This is a genomic window from Actinoallomurus liliacearum (genome assembly GCF_039542035.1).
GTDB classification, from domain to species: domain Bacteria; phylum Actinomycetota; class Actinomycetes; order Streptosporangiales; family Streptosporangiaceae; genus Actinoallomurus; species Actinoallomurus liliacearum.
This window is the reverse complement of sequence record NZ_BAABHJ010000001.1, coordinates 125,722-145,998: the sequence shown is the minus strand read 5'-3', so window position 1 is coordinate 145,998 and position 20,277 is coordinate 125,722. Positions and strand designations below refer to the sequence as shown.

Here is a 20,277-nt window from a genome sequence, read left to right as displayed (position 1 = left end):
CACATGACATCACACGAGGCGCTACTCGTACGCGGGGCCGAGGCCGAGGTGGTCGGTCGCGAGCCGAGCCTGACCCGGCTGCTGGCGGACGGCGACTCCACCGACGGGACGGTGAGCGCCATCCACACGACGATGGGCAGCGGAGTCGACGGGCCACCACCGCACTACCACGCGGGCTCGGCGGAGATCTTCTTCATCATCGACGGGGGACTGCGGGTGCTCGCGGGCGAGCGGATCCTCGTGGCAGGGAAAGGCGACCTCATTCTGGTCCCGCCGAACACCCCGCACGCCTTCCGTACGCCGGACGACACGGGCGTCGACATGTTGATCATCAAGCCGACGGCCGAGCGCTTCGACTACTTCCGCCTCGTCGACCGCGTCATCAGGGGCGAGGCGAGCCCGACGGAGATCCTCGAGAACCAGGATCGGTTCGACAACCACTTCGTCGACAGCCCGCTCTGGCGCGGTGAGGCAAGATGAGCACACCCGCCGCGCAGACGCAGGCCACGGAGGCTGGGGAGGTTACCGGCGCTCAGCGGTGGCTCACCCTGATCGTCGTTCTGATCGCCGCCTTCATGGACCTGCTGGACGTGACCATCGTCAACGTCGCCGTGCCGAGCATCCAGCGAGATCTCAACACCGGCTACTCGACCGTCGGCTGGGTCACCGCCGGCTACACGCTGGCCTTCGCCGCCGTTCTGATCAGCGGCCGGGCGGCTCGGCGACATCGACGGCCGTCGGCGCCTGTTCCAGATCGGCATGGCCGGCTTCACCGTCGCCTCCCTGCTCTGCGGCGTGGCGACCGGCCCGGGGATGCTGATCGGCGCCCGGTTCCTCCAAGGCGGCATGGCGGCGCTGATGATCCCGCAGGTTCTGTCGATCATCCACGTGACCTTCCCGCCGAAAGAGCGGGGCAAGGTCTTCGGGCTGTACGGCTCGGTGGGCGGCCTGGCCGTGGTGGCCGGTCCGCTGCTCGGCGGCCTGTTCGTCCGAGGGAACCTGTTCGGCTGGGAATGGCGGCCGATCTTCCTGATCAACGTGCCGGTCGGCCTGCTCGGGCTCGTCGCCACGTCGATCTTCGTACGAGAGTCGCGGTCGGCCACCCCGCTACGCGTCGATGTCGGGGGCGCGATCCTGGCCACCTCGAGCATGCTCCTCCTCGTCTATCCATTGGTACAGGGGCGCGATTTCGGCTGGCCCGCCTGGTCGTTCGCGATGATGGCCGGCTCAGTCGTCGTGTTCGCGGTGTAGCGGGGGTCCTTGCCGCGCACGCACCACAGGCGCGCGCCGTGACCTTCGCCCGCGCGTACCGCACCGGAATGCTGGGCGTCGCCGGGCTGATGCTGGTGGTCACCCTGCTGATGTTCAGCCTGCCCCGATTCGCCGTGCCTCGCGAGCCGTGACCCGTCCGAAGGAAAACCGATCATGATCGATATGACCCTGATGTACGCGACCCACGACGCCTTCCGGCGTGACCTGAGGCGGCTGACGGCCGTCGCCTCGGGCCAGGAGAACGGCATGCTCACCGCACGCGCGCCGATTCAGGCGGGCTGGGCCGACTTCTTCCGCTTCCTTACAGTCCATCACGAGGCCGAGGACGCGGTGCTCTGGCCGACCGTACGGGCGAAGCTCGGCGGGCGCCCGGCCGACCTGCGGTTGCTCGACGCGATGGAGGCCGAACACGCCGCGCTCGACCCGCCACTCGCGGGGGTCGAGGCCGCTCTCGCCGGCGGTGACCTCAAGGCACTGGCCGAGCATGTCGGCGCCCTGGCGACCGCGCTCGCCGCGCACCTCGACCACGAGGAGGCCGACGCGCTGCCGCTGATTCACGACACCCTGACCGAGGAGGAGTGGGCGAGGTTCGGGAACGAGCAGCGCCGACGGCTGGGCCTGTCCGGCGGGGCGGTGTACTTCCCCTGGCTGCTCGACGAGATGCCGGAGCAACGGGAGTCGCAGGTGCTGAGCGTGCTACCGTCCGCGCTTCGCCTGGTCTATCGGGTTCTGTGGCGTCCCCGATACGCTCGGCGATTGCGCTGGACCGCCTGACCCCGACGCCGGTCATACCGCCGGGCCGCCCGAAGTTGGTCACTCTCCCGGATGAGGCAACGCTTCCCCCTCGCGCTCCCGGCCACCACACGGCATGATCCCGGCACGGGCCCCACGCGCCCGACAGCGGCATGAGAGAGTGCGTCTCCGGGGTGGCCTCTGGCTTCGGTGTCCAGGGTTGCTAGTGGCTGTCAGGGGGGCTGGGCGTTGGACGGACTGGTGAGTGTGGACAGCGAGGTGTCCGCCGCGGTGCGAGCAGCGGACGGGACGGCGTTCGCCGCGCTTGCCGAGCGGTATCGGTGGGAGTTGCGGGTGCACTGCTACCGGATGCTGGGCTCTTTCGACGACGCCGAGGACCTTGTGCAGGAGACCTTGCTACGGGCGTGGCGCTATCGCGAGAGTTTCCAGGGCCGCTCCACATTCCGGGCGTGGCTCTATCGGATCGCGACGAACGCGTGCCTGGACTTCCTCGACCGGCACCTGCGGCAGCCGACTCCGGGAGAGACCGGCCGGCCGGCGGAGGTGTCGTGGCTGCAGCCGTACCCGGACCGGTTGCTGGAGCCGGTGGCCGCACGGGAGGCGGAGCCGGACGCCGTGGTCATCGCCAGGGAGACCATCGAGTTGGCGTTCGTCGTGGCTATCCAGCATCTGCCGCCTCGCCAGCGGGCGGTGCTGATCCTGCGGGACGTGCTCGGCTGGCCGGCGGCGGAGACCGCCGCGCTGCTGGAGATGAGCGTGGCCGCGGTGAAGAGCGCTTTGCAGCGGGCACGCCCGGTGCTGCGGGAGCACCTGCCGGAACGTCGCGCTGTGCAGGCCTCGGCCACGCCCCTTGCTGAGCGGGAGCGGGAGCTGCTGCGGCGTTTCATGGCCGCCCACGAGCGGGCCGACGTCGCGGCGCTCGCGGAGTTGTTGAGCGAGGACGTGCGGCTGTCCATGCCGCCGTTGCCGTACTCCTTCGTCGGCCGGGCGGAGGTCGCCGCGTTCGCCGAGAACGCCGTGGGACCGGGGTCGCCGTTGTATCGGGGGCAGTGGCGGGGTGTGCCGGTCGTGGCGAACCGGCAGCCGGCCATGGCCGGCTACATCCGGCTGCCGGGAGAGCCGGCCTACCAGCCACAGGTGCTCAACGTGCTGCGAGTCGAGGACGGGGAGATTACCGAGATCGTCGCGTTCGAGCCGCGAGTCTTCGGCGCGTTCGGCCTGCCGGCGACCCTGCCCTGATGGCTCCGATTCCTTTTCCGCGCTCCGGTGGTCTCACAGTCCACGACCGCGACCGGCGCGGTCGAGGACAAGGAGCTGGATGTGCGTACACTGACCCGCGAGGAACTGGCAGCCCTGCCGCAGGGAGACGTCCGCCTGCTGGACGGCGACGTCGCGCAGGCTTTGCTGGCTTCGACCGAGCTGGCGCGCGTGGCATACGTGGCCGCCGATGGCACTCCACGGGTGTTCCCGATGCTGTTCCACTGGACAGGGCAAGATGTGGTGCTGTCCACGTTCTTCCCCGCCCGAAAAATCGCGGCGCTGCGGGCCAGGCCCGATGTGGCGATCACGATCGACGCCGCCGGGACTCCACCGCGGGCGCTGTTGATCCGTGGACGTGCCCAGGTCACCGATGTCGACGGAATCGTCCCGGAGTACCTGCTGGCCATGCGCCGCTACGCCGGCGATGAGCAGGGCACAGCCCAGGTCGCGGCCGTCGACCATCCTGGCGTGCGGATGGCCCGGATCGCGGTGCGCCCCGCCTGGGTGGGAGTCCTGGACTTCCAGACCCGATTCCCCGGCGACTCCACGGCCGCCGAGTTCACCCGCCGGGGACAGGCGTGATGGCCGAGTACGTGTTCATCCCCGGAGCCGCATCCGATTCCTGGTACTGGCACCTGCTCGCCGACGAGCTGCGTACCCGCGGCCATCGCGTGGCCACTCCCAACTTGCCCTGCGACGATGATGCGGCCGGGCTGCCGGAGTACGCCGACACGGTGGCCGCCGCGATCGGCGACCACACCGGTACCGTGCTGGTCGCCCACTCCTTCGGCGGATTCACCGCGCCGCTGGTCTGCCGGCGTGCCCCCGTCGACCGGCTGGTCCTGCTGTCCGCGATGATCCCGCAGCCTGGCGAGGCCCCCGGCGACTGGTGGGCCAACACCGGTTACGAACAGGCCCGCCGCGAGCAGGATGAGCGCGACGGCCGGGACCTCGATGACGACGACGCCCTGTTCTTCCATGACGTCCCGCCTATGCTGGCCGCTCAGGCGCGCCGGCACAGCCGCCGGCAGTCCGCCACTCCGTTCTCCGCGCCCTGGCCGTTGCCCGCGTGGCCCTCGACGCCGACGACGTTCCTGCTCTGCCGACACGACCGCTTTCTACCCGCCGCGTTCATGCGCCGTGTCGTCGCCGACCGCCTCGGAATCGTTCCTGACGAGATCGACGGCGGCCACATGGTCGCTCTGACCCGGCCCCGACAACTCGCCGACCGCTTGGAAGCATGCACCACCACAGATTCAACCGACCAGCGCCGGTTGTGATCGAAACGCTGGAGGCTCTCTGCCCGTCCCTGTCAATGGCTGGTGACACACCACCTCCGCACTGGCCTGACATAGGCACCCCCACATCGGCCATGAGAGGTCGGCTCCAGCCCCGCGGCGGAGCGCTGAGCAGTGCCCACGGGCACGCTGATACATGCACGCGGACGCGCAGTACGGTGCCCAACGTGGTTGTATCCACGGAGGTGGTGTACGGCTCTGTACGGGGCCGAATACGGGCAGCGTTCGGGTGAGGGGGTTCAACCGCCGCAATGGGACCGGGAGCGGGACTGGGACACCCGGGCCGGCACGAGCGAGTTGGCGATCCCGAAGCTGCGGTTCGGGTCGTACTTCTCCGAGTGGCTGCTGGAACGGCGCCGCCGCGCCGAACAGGCCCTGGCCTCCGGGAAAGCTTCGGTGGAACTTCGAGAGGACGCTAGCCGAACACATGCCCGCGAGGACTGGCCGTTCAGACAGCAGCGCCTCGAACTGGCTCCACAGGGAATCATCCAGCCATGATGGAAGCACAGGCATAGGTGTCTGTGTTGATCACGAATCATCGAAAGTCCGTGAGTGACGGACCTTATTCCTGTGTCGCGTTTGGGGCTCGAAATGTTGCGCTTATATGCGCGACTTCTAAGTCCGGCAATGTAAGGGCCGGCAACAGAAGAATGTCCCGGCGGTGGAGAGGGCCCACGGCATTGAGCCGCTTCCCACCCCAACTCGCCGGGACATCACCTGGCGTCAGATGTTAGCTGAGGTAGTGCCTGCCACTTGCGCAGGTACTCAATGGCGGCCCGGGGCTCCCACTGCGGCATTCATGGGCTACCTGGCGAGCCCGGTTCGTTACATCAGGTGCGCGCGAAAGAGGTGCCCCTGGGTTGGGAGCGGCCCTGTGTGTCACCGGTGCTGGCTCTTGCCCCCCGCAGCTGCCTGGTAGACCGGAAGCCAGCGTTCCTTGGCAGCCGCGATCGTGGGGTCGACCTCGGACGCCTTGCGTGTCGGAGTGCCTGCGGTTCCGGCGGAACTGTCTTTGGCGCTGTCGGTCGCGGGCGTGCCCTTCTCCATTTGACTCTCCTTTGTTCGGGTCCCGCGCAAGCAGGACATCCTCAGTCAACGACTGTCCGGGTCGATGGGAACTTGTCATGTCTTGTCTTGAGTGGGTGGCTCCCGCCTGCGGGTGGGCCGGGCTTTGAGACCGGTGAGTTCGCCGCTTCTGGGACGCCGGGGCGCATCGGAATGCCGGTTGGCGTACTCTTCCTGCCCGGCGGCCCGCTATCGAAGCACCGGATCAGCCCTTACGTACGACACAAGCTGGCCCCGAGGACGCGGCCGCTAAGTACGTCGGATGGCAAGCCGAGGGCGGCTACTGGTCGGTGGGGCGCCTGGCGCAGCAAGATCCGGTTGCCGTCCGGATCCACTGCTTCGACGCGAACGCCGAGCGGATAGTCCTCCGGTTCGGGCTGAATGAATGTCACGCCTCGTTGGAGAGCGTCTGGAAGTCCTTCCCCAAGCCGTCCGACTCGAGGATGAGCGGACCGGGCGTGGCGACCTGCCGTGCCTCGATCGGCTGAGCTCGAGCCGCCGTCGGTGATGACGAGTTTGTCCCTTGCGGCGGAGTGCAGGCAGTGGTCCGGGACGTTCGGCGTGACCCGGCGGCCCGGCGCCGGCGGCAAGGGACCGGGCGGCACGATCTAGCGCCTGGGCGGCTTGCCCGGCGTTGTGGGCCCGAGGGGTGCACGCCGCCTCCAGCCGCGCCAGCGGCGGCACTGGGCAGAAAAGAAACGCCCACAAGCGCTGGCGCGGCAAAGATCGCGGATCGGATTCGTCGAGTGCTGACCATCGGCTCGCCCTTTCGAGCGAGGCGAACGTGCAATCAGCTCATCAGGGATTGAAAGACGAGCTCAGGGCGCCGGCCACCATCAGCCTCACATTTTCGGGCCGGCGTTCGCATGTCTCAGACGGGGGTGACGCCGTACTGGGTGTCGCCGCGGAATATGTCGGCGTAGCGGCGGGTGAATTGGGCGAAGGTGGTCGGTTCGATGTCGAAGCGCCGGTGGGTGCTGAGGTCGACGGTGGAGTGGCCCAGCTTGCGACGCTCCTCGAACAGCTGCGCGAATGCGCTCGCGCGCGGCGGCGGGTACCCGGCCTTCAGCCAGTCCTGCTGCTTTTCCTCGGAGGACACGTCGCGGTAGCGGACGGGTTTGCCGATGGCCTCGGAGATGTGCTGCGCGGCCTCGGCCATGGTGAGAGCCTCGGGGCCGGTCATGGGGTAGATCTTGCCTTCGTGACCAGGCGTGGTGAGCACCGCGTAGGCCACTTTGGCGATGTCGTCGATGTCTACCGGAGCTAGTGTTGTGTCGCCGAGCGGGAGGCGGAGTTCGCCGGAGCCGACAATGTCGGGTACCTCCTCGAAGTACACGTGCATGAACTGGCTCGGCTGGAGAACCGTCCACGGTGTCCCGGCGGCGAACAGATAGCGCTGGATCTGCTCGTGGCTCCGGCTGGAACGGAATTTCTCATTGTCGAATCCGTCGACCGAGTCCTTGCCGGAGAACTTCACGATGTGGCCGACTCCAGCGCTGATCGCGGCGTCGATGAACGTGCACTGGGTCTCCAGCATCAGCGGTCCGGCGCCGGAGATCATCAGCACGCGGTCCACCCCGGCCAGCGCGGACTTCAAAGTCTCAGGCCAGAGCATGTCGCCGTAAACGACGTCGACGCCCGGCAGGCCCCGCAGACCTTCCGCCTTCTCCGGGCCCCGTACGAGCGCGCGGACCGGTGTGCCCTGTCGCGCGAACTCACGGACGGTGGCCGATCCCGGGCGTCCGTTCGCTCCTGTGATGAGGATCATCGCTTCTTCTCCCTGCTCGGGGGTTGCCTGCGCCGAAGAGTACTAATCGATACCTATTAGTACAACTTCGTAACTAGCGTTGTTCGTTTCGGAACGAGCCTCGTTTAGACTCGGCAGGGTGGGAAGCATGCGGAACTACGGCGACGCCTGTGCGGCCGCGCACGCCCTTGATCTGGTCGGCGAGCGATGGGCTCTGTTGGTCGTACGCGAGCTACTGTTCGGCCCCAAGCGCTTCAGTGACCTGCGGAGCGGGCTGCCGAACGCGGGCCCGAACCGTCTGTCGCAGCGGCTGCGCGAGCTCGAGGATTCCGGCGTCGTGCGCCGCCGAAAGCTCGGGCCGCCCGGTCGATTCTGGGTGTATGAGCTGACCGACTGGGGGCGACAACTTCAACCGGTCCTCGTCCACCTCGGCCGCTGGGGCCGACTTTCCCCGTTTCGAGACCTCGAGGCCGATATCAGCGTCGACGCGCTCATGCTGGCGCTCCATGGGGACTTCGACCCGGAGGCGAGCGGCGGCCTCACCGCCACGTACGCGCTGGTCTTCGGCGACGACCACGTCACGGTGCGCGTCTCAGACGGCCGCATCGACATCACCCGCGGCGAATCCCCCGATCCCGACGCGGCCATCACCACCGACACCAGGACGTTCGCGGCCGTACTGACGAGGAAGCGTCGCCTCGAGGAGGCCGTACACGCCGGTCACGTCACCGTGTCCGGCGACATGCCCGCAGTCGAGCGTCTGCTCGCCTCCTTCCCCCGACCCGAGAACGCCGAGACGCCACCGGCGTAGCCGGGCCGCATCCTCTTCCATCTCTCGACGCTACGTGCTGTGGCGGTGATGATCGCCGCTGCCGAACCCGCGAGGGACTGGTACGCGCCGCCAGGTGCCGAGTCGGCGCCGTCTACGACTTCCCAGCCTGCCGCATCCGAAGCTGGCGCCGGCATCACTCGAACACCCTCCGCTCGGGTCCGTGCGATCAGATGAAAGGTGGCTCTGGAGACGTTCTTCACCTCCTGCGGCATCACCGTGCAGCGGGTGATCATCGACCACGGCCCCTGCTGGACATCCAGGCTGCACGCCTACATTCACCATCGCGGACGCACCGCGATGGGAGGTCGACCACCCGCCAGCCGCGTCCCCAACCTCACGGGAGAGAACACCTAGGGGTCACCGTTGAGTTCTTCTCCCTTTTCGGCCGATCACCTGTCCAAATCGCTATGGCAGCCGCGTCGAGTGGATGAGAGTCACCGCGAAGACGGCGGTGACCTTCGAACGCCACAAGGCCACGTAGGAGGTAGACATCATGGCGATCAAGCGGTCGCAGATGGTAAGGGATCACTGGCGCAGCATGACGGAGGCGGCCGTCGCGAATCCGAATCAGACCCCCGAGGAGGTGCGCGAGAGGGTTGAGCGGTCCTGGCCCGGTCTGACGGCCGAGCCCGGCGGGGTGGACTATCTTGAGGTCGAGGTGGGCGGTCTGCCCGCGCTGTGGGCGGTGCCGAAAGGGGCCGCCGAGGGCCGGGTGATCTTCAGCGTGCACGGTGGCGGTGGTATCAGCGGGTCGATCTATACCCATCGCAAGCTGTTCGGCCATCTCGCCAAGGCGGTGGGGGCCCGCGCGCTGCTGGTCGAGTACCGCCCGGAGAGCCACCCCGCCCCGCTCGAGGACACGACCGCCGCTTACCGGTGGCTGCTCGACCAGGGAGTCGACGCCGGGCACATCGCGGTCGTCGGTGACTCGATCGGAGGCGGGCTGGCCGTCTCGACGATGTTGCGCGCCCGGGAGCAGGGCCGGCCCACTGCGGCCGCGCTGATGCTGATCTCCCCCTGGGTGGACATGACGGTCGGCAACGAGACCTTCGAGACGAATCACGAGAAAGAGGCCTTTTTCTACAAGGAGGTGGTGACCTTCCTGGCCTCGTCGTACCTGGCGGGCGCCGACCCGAGGGATCCGCTGGCCAGCCCCCTCTACGCGGACCTGAGCGACCTGCCGCCGACATACGTCCAGGTGGGCGGACATGAGACGCTGCTCGGCGAGAGCCTTCAGTTCGAACAGCAGGCCCGCAAGGCCGGCGTGGACGTCCAACTCGAGGTCTTCCCCGAGCAGCAGCACACCTTCCAGATGGCCGCCGGGTATTCGGCCGTGTCCGATGACGCGATCCGTAAGCTGGCCGAGTGGGTCCGACCTAAGCTCGGCCTCGGCTGACCGTCCGGCCCGTTTCCACGATGGAAGTCCGGGATTTAGGGCTTCTCAATCGCAAGGCCTGGGTTCCGGGATTGCCTTTCGGGACACCCTGGCTTTGGAGTCTCTCCAAGATCCGAGATCTTCCGCTATCGATCGTTCTTAAATTTTCGGCACCTTATTCATGGGTGCCACCTCTATCTAGAAGGGAAGGTGACATGGAAGCAGGAATTCCCAAAGCTTCACATGTAGCTGTCGTCGCAGCAGCAGCTTTTACCGCTACTACTGCGATCGGAGTCTCTCAGCCTGCTAGCGCTGCTCAGGGTGTGTCGGTCGATAAGTCCGCCCCAGCTATCGACCTCACAGGCGTTTCTCAGGCGGATCTTCCTTTGCTTGGCGGGTCCGCGCTGGCGGTCGCTCTTAGTCGTCTCTTCAACAGTGCGGTCGCGCCGGCTGGATCGTTCAACAGTGCGGTCGCGCCGGCTGGATCGTTCAACAGTGCGGTCGCGCCGGCTGGATCGTTCAACAGTGCGGTCGCGCCGGCTTGAACATGTTCGCCGCGCGGCGTGTCTATTGCGTGGCCTAACTGCCGGAAGTCCACCCGTTCGGGTTTAAGGTGAGCATTCCGGGCGGCGTCGATCGCCGTCCGGAATGCTCATCTTGGATGTTTCTGGAGTGCAACATGACGATCGATCCTATAGGCCTGCCGAGGCGCTTGAAGTGGCCTGACGGAATCCTGCGGGCGGATGATATTGAAGGCAGTCGGCATATGACGGAGCGTCGGCCACTGGCCTGTCGGTGCGTGATGTCCCGTTCGACGCGGTGTTGCGCCACGCGTCCATTGTGGCCCGCCAGATAGGCGTCGCAGGGCTTAGCGACACCTGCCGCTCCTGCGCCGAACGAGATGTGTGCGGCGGCGGTTACTACCCCCACAGATATAAGAAGGACAGCGGCTTCCTCAACCCAACGCGCCGATTCGGACGGCAACGCAGAGCACGAGTCGATGAGTCTCAGCCGGCGGTCAGCGTCTCCAGCCGTCGCTCGAGCTCGGCGCGCTCTACACCGTTCGTGGAGAGCGTGATCGCTCGCTCGTAGGCGCGCACGGCGCCCGTCAGGTCACCGGCGCGTCTGAGCAGTTCGGCGTGCGCTGCGTGCAATGGCTGGTAGTGCTCGAGCGCCGGATCGTCCAGCAACGGCTCAAGGAATTTCAGACCGGTTTCGGCCCCGTAGGCGAACCCGACCGCGGTGGCATGGTTGAGTCCGACCACAGGGGAGGGGGCGAGCCGGCCGAGCGCACCGTACAGTTCCGCGATCTGCGCCCAGTCTGTCGCGCCGGTGTCAGTGGCCTGGATGTGCAGTGCGGTGATCGCCGCCTCGAGCTGGTACCGGCCGGGAGGCGCGAACCGCACGGCGCGCCCGAGCGCGCTGAGTCCTTCGCGAATCCGGTCCCGATCCCACAAGGTTCGGTGTTGATCTTCCAGCGCAACGTAGCGCCCGTGTGCGTCGACCCGGGCAGTGCGACGCGCGTCGTGCAGCAGCATCAACGCGAGGAGCCCCCACGCGTCGGGGTCGTCGGGCATCAACTCGCACACCAGGCGTCCGAGGCGGATCGCCTCGTCGCAAAGCTCGGCCCGCACCAGATGATCGCCCTCGCTGGCGGAATAGCCCTCATTGAAGATCAGATACACGACGCGGAGCACACCGCGGAGACGTCCCGGTAGCTCCTCGCCGTCGGGCACACGGTAAGGGATATGGGCATCGGCGATCTTGCGCTTGGCACGAACGATGCGCTTACCCATCGTGGGCTCGGCGACCAAGAACGCCCGCGCGATCTCACTGGTCGTCAGACCACCGAGCGTGCGTAGCGTCAACGCGACCCGAGCCGGCATGTCCAGAGCCGGATGGCAACACGTGAAGATCAACCTCAGTCGGTCATCGGCGATCGCACTCGTCTCGTCCATTGGAGGATGCTCCTGTTGGTCCAGGCGCAGCAGCGCGGTCAGCCGCGCGGCACGATCAGAGATCGACTGGGCGCGGCGCAGCAGATCGATCGCCCGCCGCCGGGCGGTGACCGTGATCCACGCTCCGGGATTGTCGGGGATCCCATCTCGCGGCCAGGTCGCGAGCGCGGCCTCGAACGCCTCTTGCACGGCGTCTTCGGCGACCTGGAAGTCACCGACATACCTGATCAGAGTCGCCAGGACGGCCGCCCGCTCATCGCGGAACACACGTACGGCCGTCCTGGCGGCAAGATCAACCACCATCGGTTCCTGCCCGCTTCCGGCCCGTCCTGTTCACCGGACCGGTCCGGTCGGAGACCGGGATCTCACTCGCGCTCATGAGCGGCCGGACCTCGACTGAGCCATGGCGCGCCGTCGGCATCCGCGCCGCGTGGCGCAACGCCTCGTCGAGATCAGCGCAGCTCAGCACGTAGTAGCCGGCGAGGAACTCCTTGGTCACCGCGAAGGGCCCATCGGTGAGCTCGGTCTCGCCACCCCGCACACGAACGGTGGTCGCGCTCGCCACCGGATGGAGGGGACTGTTCGCGACGAGCAGACCAGCCTTCCGCAGGCTCTCCGTCACGGCCAGCCACTCCGGCATGTCCGCCCACCTGTCCTGCTCCTCCTCGGTCTCAGCCTGATACAGCAACAACATGTACTCCGGCATCGGGCCTCCTCGATTCGCTGTCGTATGCCGTCTTCACTACACGACGCAGCACGACACGGAATTTGGACAGCTCCGCCATGAGAACGGCCACCGCCACCGGAATCATGATCGCTGTACACCGGCGCGCGTCCGCCTGCAGTCGTATTAAGAGCTCTGGGCCGCCTGCCGGCCGAACCGCTTCATCAGCCTTCGCGAAGGTTGCGGGTCCAGTCGGCGACCTTCGCCTGCCATGTGTCAGTCTGCTCGGGCCGTCCAGGTATGCCGGGCCGCTGTTGCCAGGGTAGGGGTCCGCCGTCCGGGCGGTACTCCACGCCGAGCGCCGCGAGGCGGGGCAGGTGGCCGTCAAGCCGCTGCCGGAAGTCCGCCAGATCCCGGTCCGAGGTGCTCCACACCGTCTCGGCGAACGCGGCGAGACGCGGGAAGGCCATGTAGTCCAGGTGCCGTGGGGAGTCGATGAGCTCGGTCCACAGGCAGCACTGCGAGCCGATGACGTGCTGGGCGGCCTGGTCGTCGGCGAGCGCGGCCGGTACGGGTTCGAAGGAGTAGACGTCCTCGAGGGTGAGCACCGTGCCGAACGGCACCGGCTCGTCCTCGCTCGGCGCCTGTCGGTAGTCGAGGTAGGTCGAGGTGTTCGGGCAGGTGATCACGGCGTGCCCGGCCTTCGCAGCGGCCACGGCGCCGTGGTCGTCGCGCCACGAGGCGATTACGGCGCCTTCGGGCGCTCCGCTCTCCAGGATCTCGTCCCAGCCGACCAGTTGCCGGCCGCGGGAGGACAGATGGTCGGCGAACCGGCCGATCATCCAGCTTTGCAGCTCCTCTTCGTCGCGCAGGCCGAGCTCTTCGATCCGGCGTTGCGCGGCCGGGCTCGCCCCCCACTGGTCCGTGCGGCATTCGTCCCCCCCAACGCAGATGTACGGGCTCGGGAAGAGCTCGAGGACCTCATCCAGTACGTTCTGGAAGAACGTGATCGTGTGCTCCTCAGCGTTCAGGACGTTCCCACCGACACCCCACGTCGTCGCCACCTCGAGGGGTACGTCGAGGTTGCCGAGCTCGGGGTAGGCGGCGATCGCCGCCTGGGTGTGTCCCGGCAGGTCGATCTCCGGGACCACCGTGATGTGCCGACGCGCGGCGTACGCGACGATCTCGCGGATGTCGTCCTGGGTGTAGTAGCCGCCGTGGGGGCGGCCGTCCATGGCGCCGTTCCAGCCGACCTGGCTCTCCCGGCGCCATGCGCCGACCTCGGTCAGCCGCGGGTAGCGTCGGATCTGAAGTCGCCAGCCCTGGTCGTCGGTCAGGTGCAGGTGCAGGACGTTCAGCTTGTGCACGGCCATCAGGTCGATGAACCGCAGCAGATCCGCCTTTGTGAGGAAGTGCCGGGCGACGTCGAGAAGGCAGCCGCGCCAGGCGAAACGCGGCTGGTCCTCGATCTGTACGGCGGGCAGCGACAGGGGCTGACCGGCGGTCGCCTTCCGGAACGTCTCGGGCGGGAGTAGTTGACGGAGTGTCTGCGCGCCGTGGAAGGCGCCGGCCGGGCCGCCTGCCTCGATGAACACCCCGCCGGCTCCCGCCGACAGCCGGTAGGCCTCCGGCGGCATCTCCCGTACGGAGAGCGTGATCGTGCCTGAGCTCGTTCCCGGTAGCAGCTCACCGCCGACGATCGGGCCGAGTTCGGCTCTGAGCCAGGCGGCCACCTCGCTGAATGCCGGATCGGCGGTCAGGGCGGTGTGCCGGTCGAGGACGAACCGGCCCGGGCTGGTGTCGAGACGCACCGGCTTCGGGATGATCATCTATGTCCTTACCCTTCGCAGGTGATCTTCGCGTCGGCGAAGTCGGCGTGGTCGAAGTAGGCGTTATCGCCGCCGTGCTCCGGCGGGCGGCCCGAGCTGGAACTCGTCGGGCAGAGGGGCACGGCGGGTCGCCGCGCGTACCGGGGAGGCACCCAGCGCGGCGGCGAGGCCCAGGCTCGTGATCACCCGGCGAGGAGAGATCGCCGGGTGATCACGAGGCTCCTTGGCTACTTGACGAGCGCGTTGCCGTCGGCGACGGCGTGGTCGGCGGCCTGCTGGGGCGTGAGCTTGCCGAGGTACATGTCATTGAAGGTCTGGTTGAGCTTGTTCTCGAAGGCGGTGAAGCCGGGGGTGATGGGCAGGTTGAAGGTGGTGCCCTTGGACTCCTCGAGGTAGGGGGAGACGTCCAGGCCCTTGTTCTTCCAGTAGTCGATGTAGCCCTGGGAGAGACCGTTCAGCGCTGGGAAGATGTAGCCGTCGTCAGCCATGATCTTCTGAGCCTGGGCACTGCCGAGGAAGCCGGCGAGTTTCATGGCCTCCGTCTTGTGCGGGGACTTGGCGTAGACGGCCTCGGACAGCCCGTTGATGTTCACCGCACGCCCGGCGGGACCAGCCGGCATTGACGCGATGCCGATCTTGAAGGTGGCGCCGGGACCGACGAAGGGAAGCAGTGCGTTGTTGGCGGGGAACATCGCCACCTGGCCGCGTTTGAACATCTCGTTGATCTTGTCGCTGGGCGGGTTGGTCTGCGCGGCCGGCGGGGACACGTGGTACTTGTTCACCAGGTCGACGCCGAACTGCAGGGCCGCCACCGAGGCGGCGTCGTTGAAGACGTACTTGCCGAACGGCTGATCCAGGATCTTGCCTCCGTTGGAGACCACCCAGTTCATCCACTGGGTCTGATAGTGGTTCCAGGACGCGAAGCCGTACTGCTTGACCGTATTGGCGTCGAAGCCGGCGTCGCCCGGGTGCCGGCCCTTGTCGTCGACCGTCAGCTTCCGTGCGATCTGCAACAGCGTGCCCGAGCCGTCGGGAGCCCAGGTGAGCTTGTCCGGCATGGTGACGCCGGCCTTCTCGAACAGATCCTTGTTGTAGAGCAGCCCGACGATGCCGAAGTCCTTCGGCACGCCGTACAGCTTGTTCTTGTAGGTGTAGGACTGTACGACGTTCGGCTGGTATTGGCTGGTGTCGAGCTTGAGGCCGCTCAGATCCGCCAGCACACCCTTGGTCGCGAACTCGGGGAACTGCGTAGTCTGCATCCAGAACACGTCCGGTGCCGTGCCCGCGACAGCATCCGCGGTCATCTTGGTCCAGTACTGGTCGTACGGCAGTAGTTCGATCTTGACGTGGATGCTGGGATTGGTTTTCTCGAAGGCCGCCATCACTTTTTCGTAACCGACCTTCTGCTGGTCGTCCCAGAGCCGGTAGGTGAGCGTGACATTTCCGCCGGAGTCCTTGGAGCCGCCACAGGCGGTCAAAGCCGACAGCAGGACGGCGGAGAGGAGCGCCGTGGCCCAGCGGAATCGGAGTGAGGACATCGTGCTGACCTTCCTTATGACGGGGCTTACTTGAGGCCGGTGAGGACCACCGAGCGGACGATGTAACGCTGGAACGCGATGAAGATCACGACCATGGGCAGCAGCGCGACCAGGCCGCCGGCCATCATCAGGTTCGGATCGACGCCGATGGCGCCCTTGAATCCAGCGATGCCGACGGTGACGACTTTCGTCTCGTCACCGCTCGTGATGATCAGTGGCCACATGAAGTTGTTCCACGACGAGATGACCGTGATGATCGCGAGCGTGCCCATGGCAGGCCGGGACAGCGGAAGCAGGATGCGGAACAGGATGGTGAGCGGCCCCGCTCCGTCGATGCGCGCGGCGTCCTCCAACCCGGCGGGCAGGCCGCGGAAGAACTGTCGCATCAGGAAGATGCCGTACGGCGTGCCGAAGAGGTACGGCAGGAGCAGTCCCCACCAGGTATTGACGAGTTGCAACTGCCGCATGATGAGGAACAGAGGGATCATGGTGACCGCGCTTGGCACCATCATCGTCGCCACATACAGCCAGAACAGCACCTCGCGGCCGCGGAAGCGCAGGCGGGCGAAGGCGTATGCCGCGAAAGTGGTGAACAGCAGTTGGCCGGCGGTGAGCACGGCGGTCATCAGCGCCGAGTGGGCGAGGTAGGCCCCGAATCCGGAGTGGAGCAGCCTGTCGATGTTCGCGAAGGTCGGTGGCAGGCCTGGCACCCATGGTCGGGTGGAGCTGAGCTGCCGCTGGGTCTTCAGCGCGGTCAGCACGACCAGCAGGTAGGGGAAGACGGAGACGAGGGCGCCGACGACGAGCGCGAGGTAGAGCGCGATGCGCTTGATCATGATTTCTCCTCAGCTCAGGTCGTAGGTGGTGCGTTTGGTGAAGAACCGGACCTGGACGAGCGTCACCGCGAGGATGAGCACGAAGAGGAGCGTGGCGAGCGTCGAGGCGTAGCCGAAGTCGAACTGGCGGAAGGCCGTCTGGAAGATCCGGAAGTTGAGGACCTCCGTGCCGTGGCTCGGCCCGCCGTCCGTCATCGCGTAGACCGTGTCGAACACCTGGAAGGCACCGACGAGGTTCGTGACGGTGACGAAGAACATCGTCGGGTTGAGCAGCGGCAGGGTGATGCGGAAGAACCGCTGAACCGGGTTCGCGCCGTCCGTGGCCGCGGCGTCGTACAGCTCCTGGGGGATGCCCTGCAACCCGGCCAGGAAGAACAGCATGGTGTAGCCGGTGTACTGCCAGACGTTCACCAGTGCCACCGACGGCAGCGCCCACGCCGGGTCGGTCAGCCAGTTCGGCCCCGTCACGCCGGCGAGGTGGAGCAGCTGGTTGAGCGCGCCGTCCCGCGGATCGAAGATCCAGGTCCACACGAGACCCATCACGATCGGCGTGGCCATCCATGGCACGACGAACAGCGCGCGGAAGAACCGGACCCCTCGGATCCGCTGGTTCAGCAGCAGGGCGAGGAGCAGCGCGAGCACGGTCTGCAGCGGGATGCAAAGGAGCACGAACAGCACGGTCAGCCATACCGAATGCCACGTGCCGCCGTCACCGGCGAGCCGCCGGTAGTTGGCCAGGCCGACGAAGGTGGGCTGGGACAACAGCTCCCAGTGGAACAGGCTCAGGCCCAGCACGATCAGCAGCGGCAGCAACAGGAAGCCGCACACACCGAGCAGACTGGGGGCGATGAACAGGTAGGCGTACCGGTCGCTGCGACCGCGCAGGCGGCGACGCCGCGCCCTCGCTGTTCCCGCGCCCGCCCGGTCGGCCGGCTCGCGACGGTCGGCCCGCGTGGTCAGGCAGTCCTCCACACTACGCGTCATGACGGCTCCGTCCGTGTGGGGACCATGAGCCGCCGGGTGGTGTCCAGGCCCCACGGGTCGAGCGCGGCGATCGGATCGCTGGATCCGCGCAGTCCGCCGGTCGTATCGATATGCGCCGCCCATTCCGCCCGCGCTTCGACCTCGGGCCGGGCCATGATGCAGTCGGGGTCGTTGACCCACCACCGGGCGTGCAGGAACTCACGCGCCGCTCCGGCGAGCCGGGCGCCCAATTGCGACGGCTGGCTGATGTCGCCCGCCTTCGGCAGGACCCGCGGCGCGGTGTCGGGGCTGACCCGCATGATGTCGACGAGGCCGATGCTCGGCAGCATCGGAGCGCCGCACCCGTGCAGGGTCGCGTCTGGGCCGGCGCCCGTACGGATGAGCTCCAGACCCCGCCGGTAGGCCGCGATCGGGTCGATGTCCTCGTGCCGCCGACCGTGCAGGGCACCGGCGTAGAGGTAGTCGAGCTTGAAGTGATCGATTCCCAGCGCGGCGAGGTTGCGGAAGACCTCGACCAGGTGAGCGGCGGCCTGCGGATGAGTGACGTCGAGTACCGCGAGTTCCTGATCCCACATCGTCCCCGCGTGCGTGTCCCGCACGAGCCAGTCGGGATGTTCCCGGTAGATCCGACTGCGCCGGCCCACCAGGAACGGAGCCACCCAGATACCGGCCCGCCGGCCCGCCTCGCGCACGGCGCCGACGGCCCGCTCCAGCGACCCGAAGCCCGGCCGGAGTTCCAGCCAGTCGCCGATCTCGGCCTCGTAACCGTCGTCGATGAGGAACATGTCGGCGCCGATGCGGTGCCGCTCGGCGAGGGCGAGGTTGTCGAGGATGTCGGTGTCGGTGACCTTGTCCCAGTAGCCGTACCAGGAACACCACATCGGCGGCACCGCCGGGAACTCCACGGGCGCGTGCCCCTCCGCCACGGTCACCGCCCAGTGCCGGAGCGCCGCACCGAGCTCGCCGTCGCTCGCCGTGCAGCGTACGGGACCGTCGGCGGACACACGCAGCCGGTCGCCATGCCGGCGAGCCCGGATGGAGGGCACCAGCGTCGGGCCGGGAGCCGAGAAGACCGAGACCGGGCCGCCGTCGCCAGGATCCACGGCCAGCAGGCCCTCGCCCTGGAACACTCCGGCCGGGACCGGTGTCTCCGGGCGATAGCAAATGATCTGTATGTTCTCGTCGGCGGCCCGCGGTGGGGTCCCCTCGAGACGGTAGACGCCGGTCGGGCTCCATGACTGCCAGCCGAACTCAAAGACCCGCGTCCGCGAGGTGACCGTGATCTCTCCGACGTCGGTGAACGGCATCTAACACCTCATTTCGGGAGGTACTTATTAAGGAGACCATCATTAGTACTCGCTTCCCAGGCCGGAGGCAATGGTGTACGGCGGGTATCTTTAGGTTTTACTTGCAGCGTGCCGGTGGAACCGCCTGGTGTTTAGAAGGGATCCTTCTGATGTCGAGCCTGTCGTTGAAAGGCGGCGATCTGTCCAGGTTGCGGCAGCTCAACTCGGTGTCCGTGATCAAGGAGCTCCGCGGAGCCGAGCCCGCGACCCTGTCGATACTCGCCGAGCGCACGGGCCTGTCGCGGCCGTCGACCAAGGACGTCGTCGACGAGCTGACCCGCCTGGGATGGGTGGAAGAGGTTCCCCCCGCCACGGGCACCATGGGCAGACCGGCACGGCGCTACCGGTTCCGCGCGGACGGCGGCCATCTCGTGGGCGTCGACATCGGTGCGCACAACATCCGCGCGGCCGTCGCCGACCTCGAGGGCAACGTCCTCGCCGAGACGCGTCGGCCGGCGCGGCCCGACGCGCCGCTTGAGGAGCGGCTGGCGGCGATCAAGCGGGTGGTCATGAACTGCCTGGATCTGGGCGGGCTGACGATGTCCGACCTGTGGATGGTCGCGGTCGGCACGACTGGGCTGGTGACCCCCGAGGGGCGCATCATCATGTCGGCGTCGATTTCAGCCTGGAAGGACCTCGACCTGTCGCGTCTGCTGGAGGAGACGTTCCCCTGCCGGGTGTTGATCGAGAACGACAGCCGCCTGGCCGCACTGGCCGAGACGAGGCGCGGCGTGGCGCGAGGCGCCAGGGATGTGGTGTTCCTGCATATCGGGCGGCGTATGGGCACCGCGTTGATCCTTGACGGCAAGCTGCACCGTGGCTTCGGTGCGGCGGCAGGGGAGATCGTCATGTTGCCGGAGACCGGCTGGGTCACCGCGCCGGAGGATCTGAACAGCGCCGCGATCGTCCCGGAGGGCACGCCGATCGAGGACGCGGCCGGGTTCACTCTGGCCGCAGCGAGGAACGGCGATCCGACGGCGCTGGACGCCGTCGGGCGCTTCACCAAGAAACTCGCGGTCGGTGCCGCCGCGGCGATCCTTCTGCTCGACCCGGAGATCGTGGTGCTGGGAGGAGGGTTCTCCCGCTCGGCCGACGTGCTGCTGCCGCCGCTGCGCCACGCGCTCGAGCGAGTCTGTCTGCGCATGCCGAAGCTCAGCGGGTCCACGCTCGGCGACGAGTGCGTGGTGCTCGGCGCCATCGACTATGCCATCGACCACCTCGACCAGTTCTTCTTCGCCCCCGACGGCCCCGCCCTGCGCCCGCCGGTGCGCCCAGCCGTCGTGCCCAAACCGGGCTTGTCGTCGAAGTAGATGATCTCTCGTCCGTCCGCGAGCCGCACGGACGTGCGAGCGGCGGACGCGGTGACGGCGTGGGCGGACATCGTCTCCTTTCGCGGAGACCGGGGGTACTACGCGGGAGGTCGCCCGGTCGGATCGTCGGCGCCGGGGCGTGTCGAGACCTCCGAGGGCCGGCGGCACGGCGCAGCCCGGCGGACGCAGACCGCGCCGGGAGGGGGATGC

18 protein-coding genes and 3 pseudogenes are annotated in these 20,277 nt (G+C 67.5%); 11 read left to right on the top strand and 10 right to left on the bottom strand.

The annotated features are described in order from the left end of the window. Window positions 1-3 precede the first annotated feature (3 nt). The 7 genes and pseudogenes from ABD978_RS00665 to ABD978_RS00635 all read left to right on the top strand — a co-directional run. The gene (locus ABD978_RS00665) at window positions 4-480 is read left to right on the top strand and encodes a cupin domain-containing protein (RefSeq protein ID WP_345346441.1); all 477 of its coding nucleotides are present in this window, start codon (window positions 4-6) and stop codon (window positions 478-480) included. A gap of 240 nt (window positions 481-720) precedes the next feature. Further along, window positions 721-1,251 (top strand): annotated as a pseudogene (locus ABD978_RS00660) (MFS transporter); the annotation flags it as partial. A 174-nt stretch (window positions 1,252-1,425) separates the two neighbouring features. Then, window positions 1,426-2,046: a hemerythrin domain-containing protein gene (locus tag ABD978_RS00655; protein WP_345346438.1), complete on the top strand. Its 621-nt coding sequence runs from the start codon at window positions 1,426-1,428 to the stop codon at window positions 2,044-2,046. 219 nt (window positions 2,047-2,265) lie between these two features. Then, window positions 2,266-3,264: a sigma-70 family RNA polymerase sigma factor gene (locus ABD978_RS00650; RefSeq protein ID WP_345346435.1), complete on the top strand. Its 999-nt coding sequence runs from the start codon at window positions 2,266-2,268 to the stop codon at window positions 3,262-3,264. Window positions 3,265-3,345: 81 nt separating this feature from the next. After that, window positions 3,346-3,867 carry a pyridoxamine 5'-phosphate oxidase family protein gene (locus ABD978_RS00645; RefSeq protein ID WP_345346432.1) on the top strand — a complete coding sequence of 174 codons (522 nt, stop codon included), beginning with the start codon at window positions 3,346-3,348 and terminating at the stop codon, window positions 3,865-3,867. After that, window positions 3,867-4,565: an alpha/beta fold hydrolase gene (locus tag ABD978_RS00640; protein WP_345346429.1), complete on the top strand. Its 699-nt coding sequence runs from the start codon at window positions 3,867-3,869 to the stop codon at window positions 4,563-4,565. The genes ABD978_RS00645 and ABD978_RS00640 overlap by 1 nt, the downstream gene beginning before the upstream one ends. 213 nt (window positions 4,566-4,778) lie before the next feature. Continuing rightward, window positions 4,779-4,967: pseudogene (locus ABD978_RS00635) on the top strand (transposase); the annotation flags it as partial. Between the two features lie 495 nt (window positions 4,968-5,462). On the opposite strand, the gene ABD978_RS00630 reads toward ABD978_RS00635, so the two are convergent. Both ABD978_RS00630 and ABD978_RS00625 read right to left on the bottom strand, forming a co-directional pair. Next, complete coding sequence (locus tag ABD978_RS00630) at window positions 5,463-5,630, bottom strand: hypothetical protein (RefSeq protein ID WP_345346426.1); 168 nt, start codon at window positions 5,628-5,630, stop codon at window positions 5,463-5,465. 889 nt (window positions 5,631-6,519) lie between these two features. Continuing rightward, a complete protein-coding gene (locus tag ABD978_RS00625) occupies window positions 6,520-7,416 on the bottom strand; it encodes an SDR family oxidoreductase (RefSeq protein WP_345346423.1) in 897 nt (298 codons plus the stop codon). Between the two features lie 127 nt (window positions 7,417-7,543). Here ABD978_RS00625 and ABD978_RS00620 point away from each other — a divergent pair, with 127 nt between their 5' ends. The 3 genes and pseudogenes from ABD978_RS00620 (at window position 7,544) to ABD978_RS00610 (ending at window position 9,623) form a co-directional block, all read left to right on the top strand. Then, window positions 7,544-8,206 (top strand): winged helix-turn-helix transcriptional regulator, encoded by a 663-nt coding sequence (locus ABD978_RS00620; RefSeq protein ID WP_345347422.1) that lies wholly within the window; start codon window positions 7,544-7,546, stop codon window positions 8,204-8,206. 264 nt (window positions 8,207-8,470) lie between these two features. Continuing rightward, window positions 8,471-8,581: pseudogene (locus ABD978_RS43690) on the top strand (IS481 family transposase); the annotation flags it as partial. A gap of 139 nt (window positions 8,582-8,720) precedes the next feature. Then, entirely contained in the window at window positions 8,721-9,623 is a 903-nt protein-coding gene (locus ABD978_RS00610; RefSeq protein WP_345346419.1) for an alpha/beta hydrolase, read from the top strand. Window positions 9,624-10,609: 986 nt separating this feature from the next. Here the strand turns inward: ABD978_RS00610 and ABD978_RS00605 are convergent. The 8 genes from ABD978_RS00605 to ABD978_RS00570 all read right to left on the bottom strand — a co-directional run bounded on the left by ABD978_RS00605 (window position 10,610) and on the right by ABD978_RS00570 (window position 18,718). Next, window positions 10,610-11,863, bottom strand: coding sequence for an RNA polymerase sigma factor (locus ABD978_RS00605; RefSeq protein WP_345346416.1), 1,254 nt, complete (start codon window positions 11,861-11,863; stop codon window positions 10,610-10,612). After that, window positions 11,853-12,266: a YciI family protein gene (locus tag ABD978_RS00600; protein ID WP_345346413.1), complete on the bottom strand. Its 414-nt coding sequence runs from the start codon at window positions 12,264-12,266 to the stop codon at window positions 11,853-11,855. The genes ABD978_RS00605 and ABD978_RS00600 overlap by 11 nt, the downstream gene beginning before the upstream one ends. Window positions 12,267-12,448: 182 nt before the next feature. Next, a complete protein-coding gene (locus ABD978_RS00595) occupies window positions 12,449-14,053 on the bottom strand; it encodes a beta-N-acetylhexosaminidase (protein ID WP_345346410.1) in 1,605 nt (534 codons plus the stop codon). Window positions 14,054-14,116: 63 nt separating this feature from the next. Continuing rightward, complete coding sequence (locus ABD978_RS00590; protein ID WP_345346407.1) at window positions 14,117-14,239, bottom strand: hypothetical protein; 123 nt, start codon at window positions 14,237-14,239, stop codon at window positions 14,117-14,119. A 41-nt stretch (window positions 14,240-14,280) separates the two neighbouring features. Beyond that, the gene (locus ABD978_RS00585) at window positions 14,281-15,591 is read right to left on the bottom strand and encodes an ABC transporter substrate-binding protein (protein ID WP_345346404.1); all 1,311 of its coding nucleotides are present in this window, start codon (window positions 15,589-15,591) and stop codon (window positions 14,281-14,283) included. 26 nt (window positions 15,592-15,617) lie between these two features. Further along, window positions 15,618-16,427: a carbohydrate ABC transporter permease gene (locus tag ABD978_RS00580; RefSeq protein WP_345346401.1), complete on the bottom strand. Its 810-nt coding sequence runs from the start codon at window positions 16,425-16,427 to the stop codon at window positions 15,618-15,620. A gap of 9 nt (window positions 16,428-16,436) precedes the next feature. After that, window positions 16,437-17,411 (bottom strand): carbohydrate ABC transporter permease, encoded by a 975-nt coding sequence (locus ABD978_RS00575; protein WP_345346398.1) that lies wholly within the window; start codon window positions 17,409-17,411, stop codon window positions 16,437-16,439. Next, on the bottom strand, window positions 17,408-18,718 hold the full coding sequence (locus tag ABD978_RS00570) for a glycoside hydrolase family 36 protein (protein WP_345346395.1): 1,311 nt from the start codon (window positions 18,716-18,718) through the stop codon (window positions 17,408-17,410). Before ABD978_RS00570 ends, ABD978_RS00575 begins: the two co-directional genes overlap by 4 nt. A 101-nt stretch (window positions 18,719-18,819) precedes the next feature. Between ABD978_RS00570 and ABD978_RS00565 the strand changes: the two genes are divergently transcribed. Next, the gene (locus ABD978_RS00565; RefSeq protein WP_345346393.1) at window positions 18,820-20,067 is read left to right on the top strand and encodes an ROK family transcriptional regulator; all 1,248 of its coding nucleotides are present in this window, start codon (window positions 18,820-18,822) and stop codon (window positions 20,065-20,067) included. The last annotated feature ends 210 nt before the right edge of the window (window positions 20,068-20,277 follow it).

Coding starts and splice junctions, on each gene's coding strand:
- ABD978_RS00665 (WP_345346441.1), top strand. CDS start 4: ATGACATCACACGAGGCGCTACTCGTACGCGGGGCCGAGGCCGAGGTG.
- ABD978_RS00655 (WP_345346438.1), top strand. CDS start 1,426: ATGATCGATATGACCCTGATGTACGCGACCCACGACGCCTTCCGGCGT.
- ABD978_RS00640 (WP_345346429.1), top strand. CDS start 3,867: ATGGCCGAGTACGTGTTCATCCCCGGAGCCGCATCCGATTCCTGGTAC.
- ABD978_RS00630 (WP_345346426.1), bottom strand. CDS start 5,630: ATGGAGAAGGGCACGCCCGCGACCGACAGCGCCAAAGACAGTTCCGCC.
- ABD978_RS00625 (WP_345346423.1), bottom strand. CDS start 7,416: ATGATCCTCATCACAGGAGCGAACGGACGCCCGGGATCGGCCACCGTC.
- ABD978_RS00620 (WP_345347422.1), top strand. CDS start 7,544: ATGCGGAACTACGGCGACGCCTGTGCGGCCGCGCACGCCCTTGATCTG.
- ABD978_RS00610 (WP_345346419.1), top strand. CDS start 8,721: ATGGCGATCAAGCGGTCGCAGATGGTAAGGGATCACTGGCGCAGCATG.
- ABD978_RS00605 (WP_345346416.1), bottom strand. CDS start 11,863: ATGGTGGTTGATCTTGCCGCCAGGACGGCCGTACGTGTGTTCCGCGAT.
- ABD978_RS00600 (WP_345346413.1), bottom strand. CDS start 12,266: ATGCCGGAGTACATGTTGTTGCTGTATCAGGCTGAGACCGAGGAGGAG.
- ABD978_RS00595 (WP_345346410.1), bottom strand. CDS start 14,053: ATGATCATCCCGAAGCCGGTGCGTCTCGACACCAGCCCGGGCCGGTTC.
- ABD978_RS00585 (WP_345346404.1), bottom strand. CDS start 15,591: ATGTCCTCACTCCGATTCCGCTGGGCCACGGCGCTCCTCTCCGCCGTC.
- ABD978_RS00580 (WP_345346401.1), bottom strand. CDS start 16,427: ATGATCAAGCGCATCGCGCTCTACCTCGCGCTCGTCGTCGGCGCCCTC.
- ABD978_RS00575 (WP_345346398.1), bottom strand. CDS start 17,411: ATGACGCGTAGTGTGGAGGACTGCCTGACCACGCGGGCCGACCGTCGC.
- ABD978_RS00570 (WP_345346395.1), bottom strand. CDS start 18,718: ATGCCGTTCACCGACGTCGGAGAGATCACGGTCACCTCGCGGACGCGG.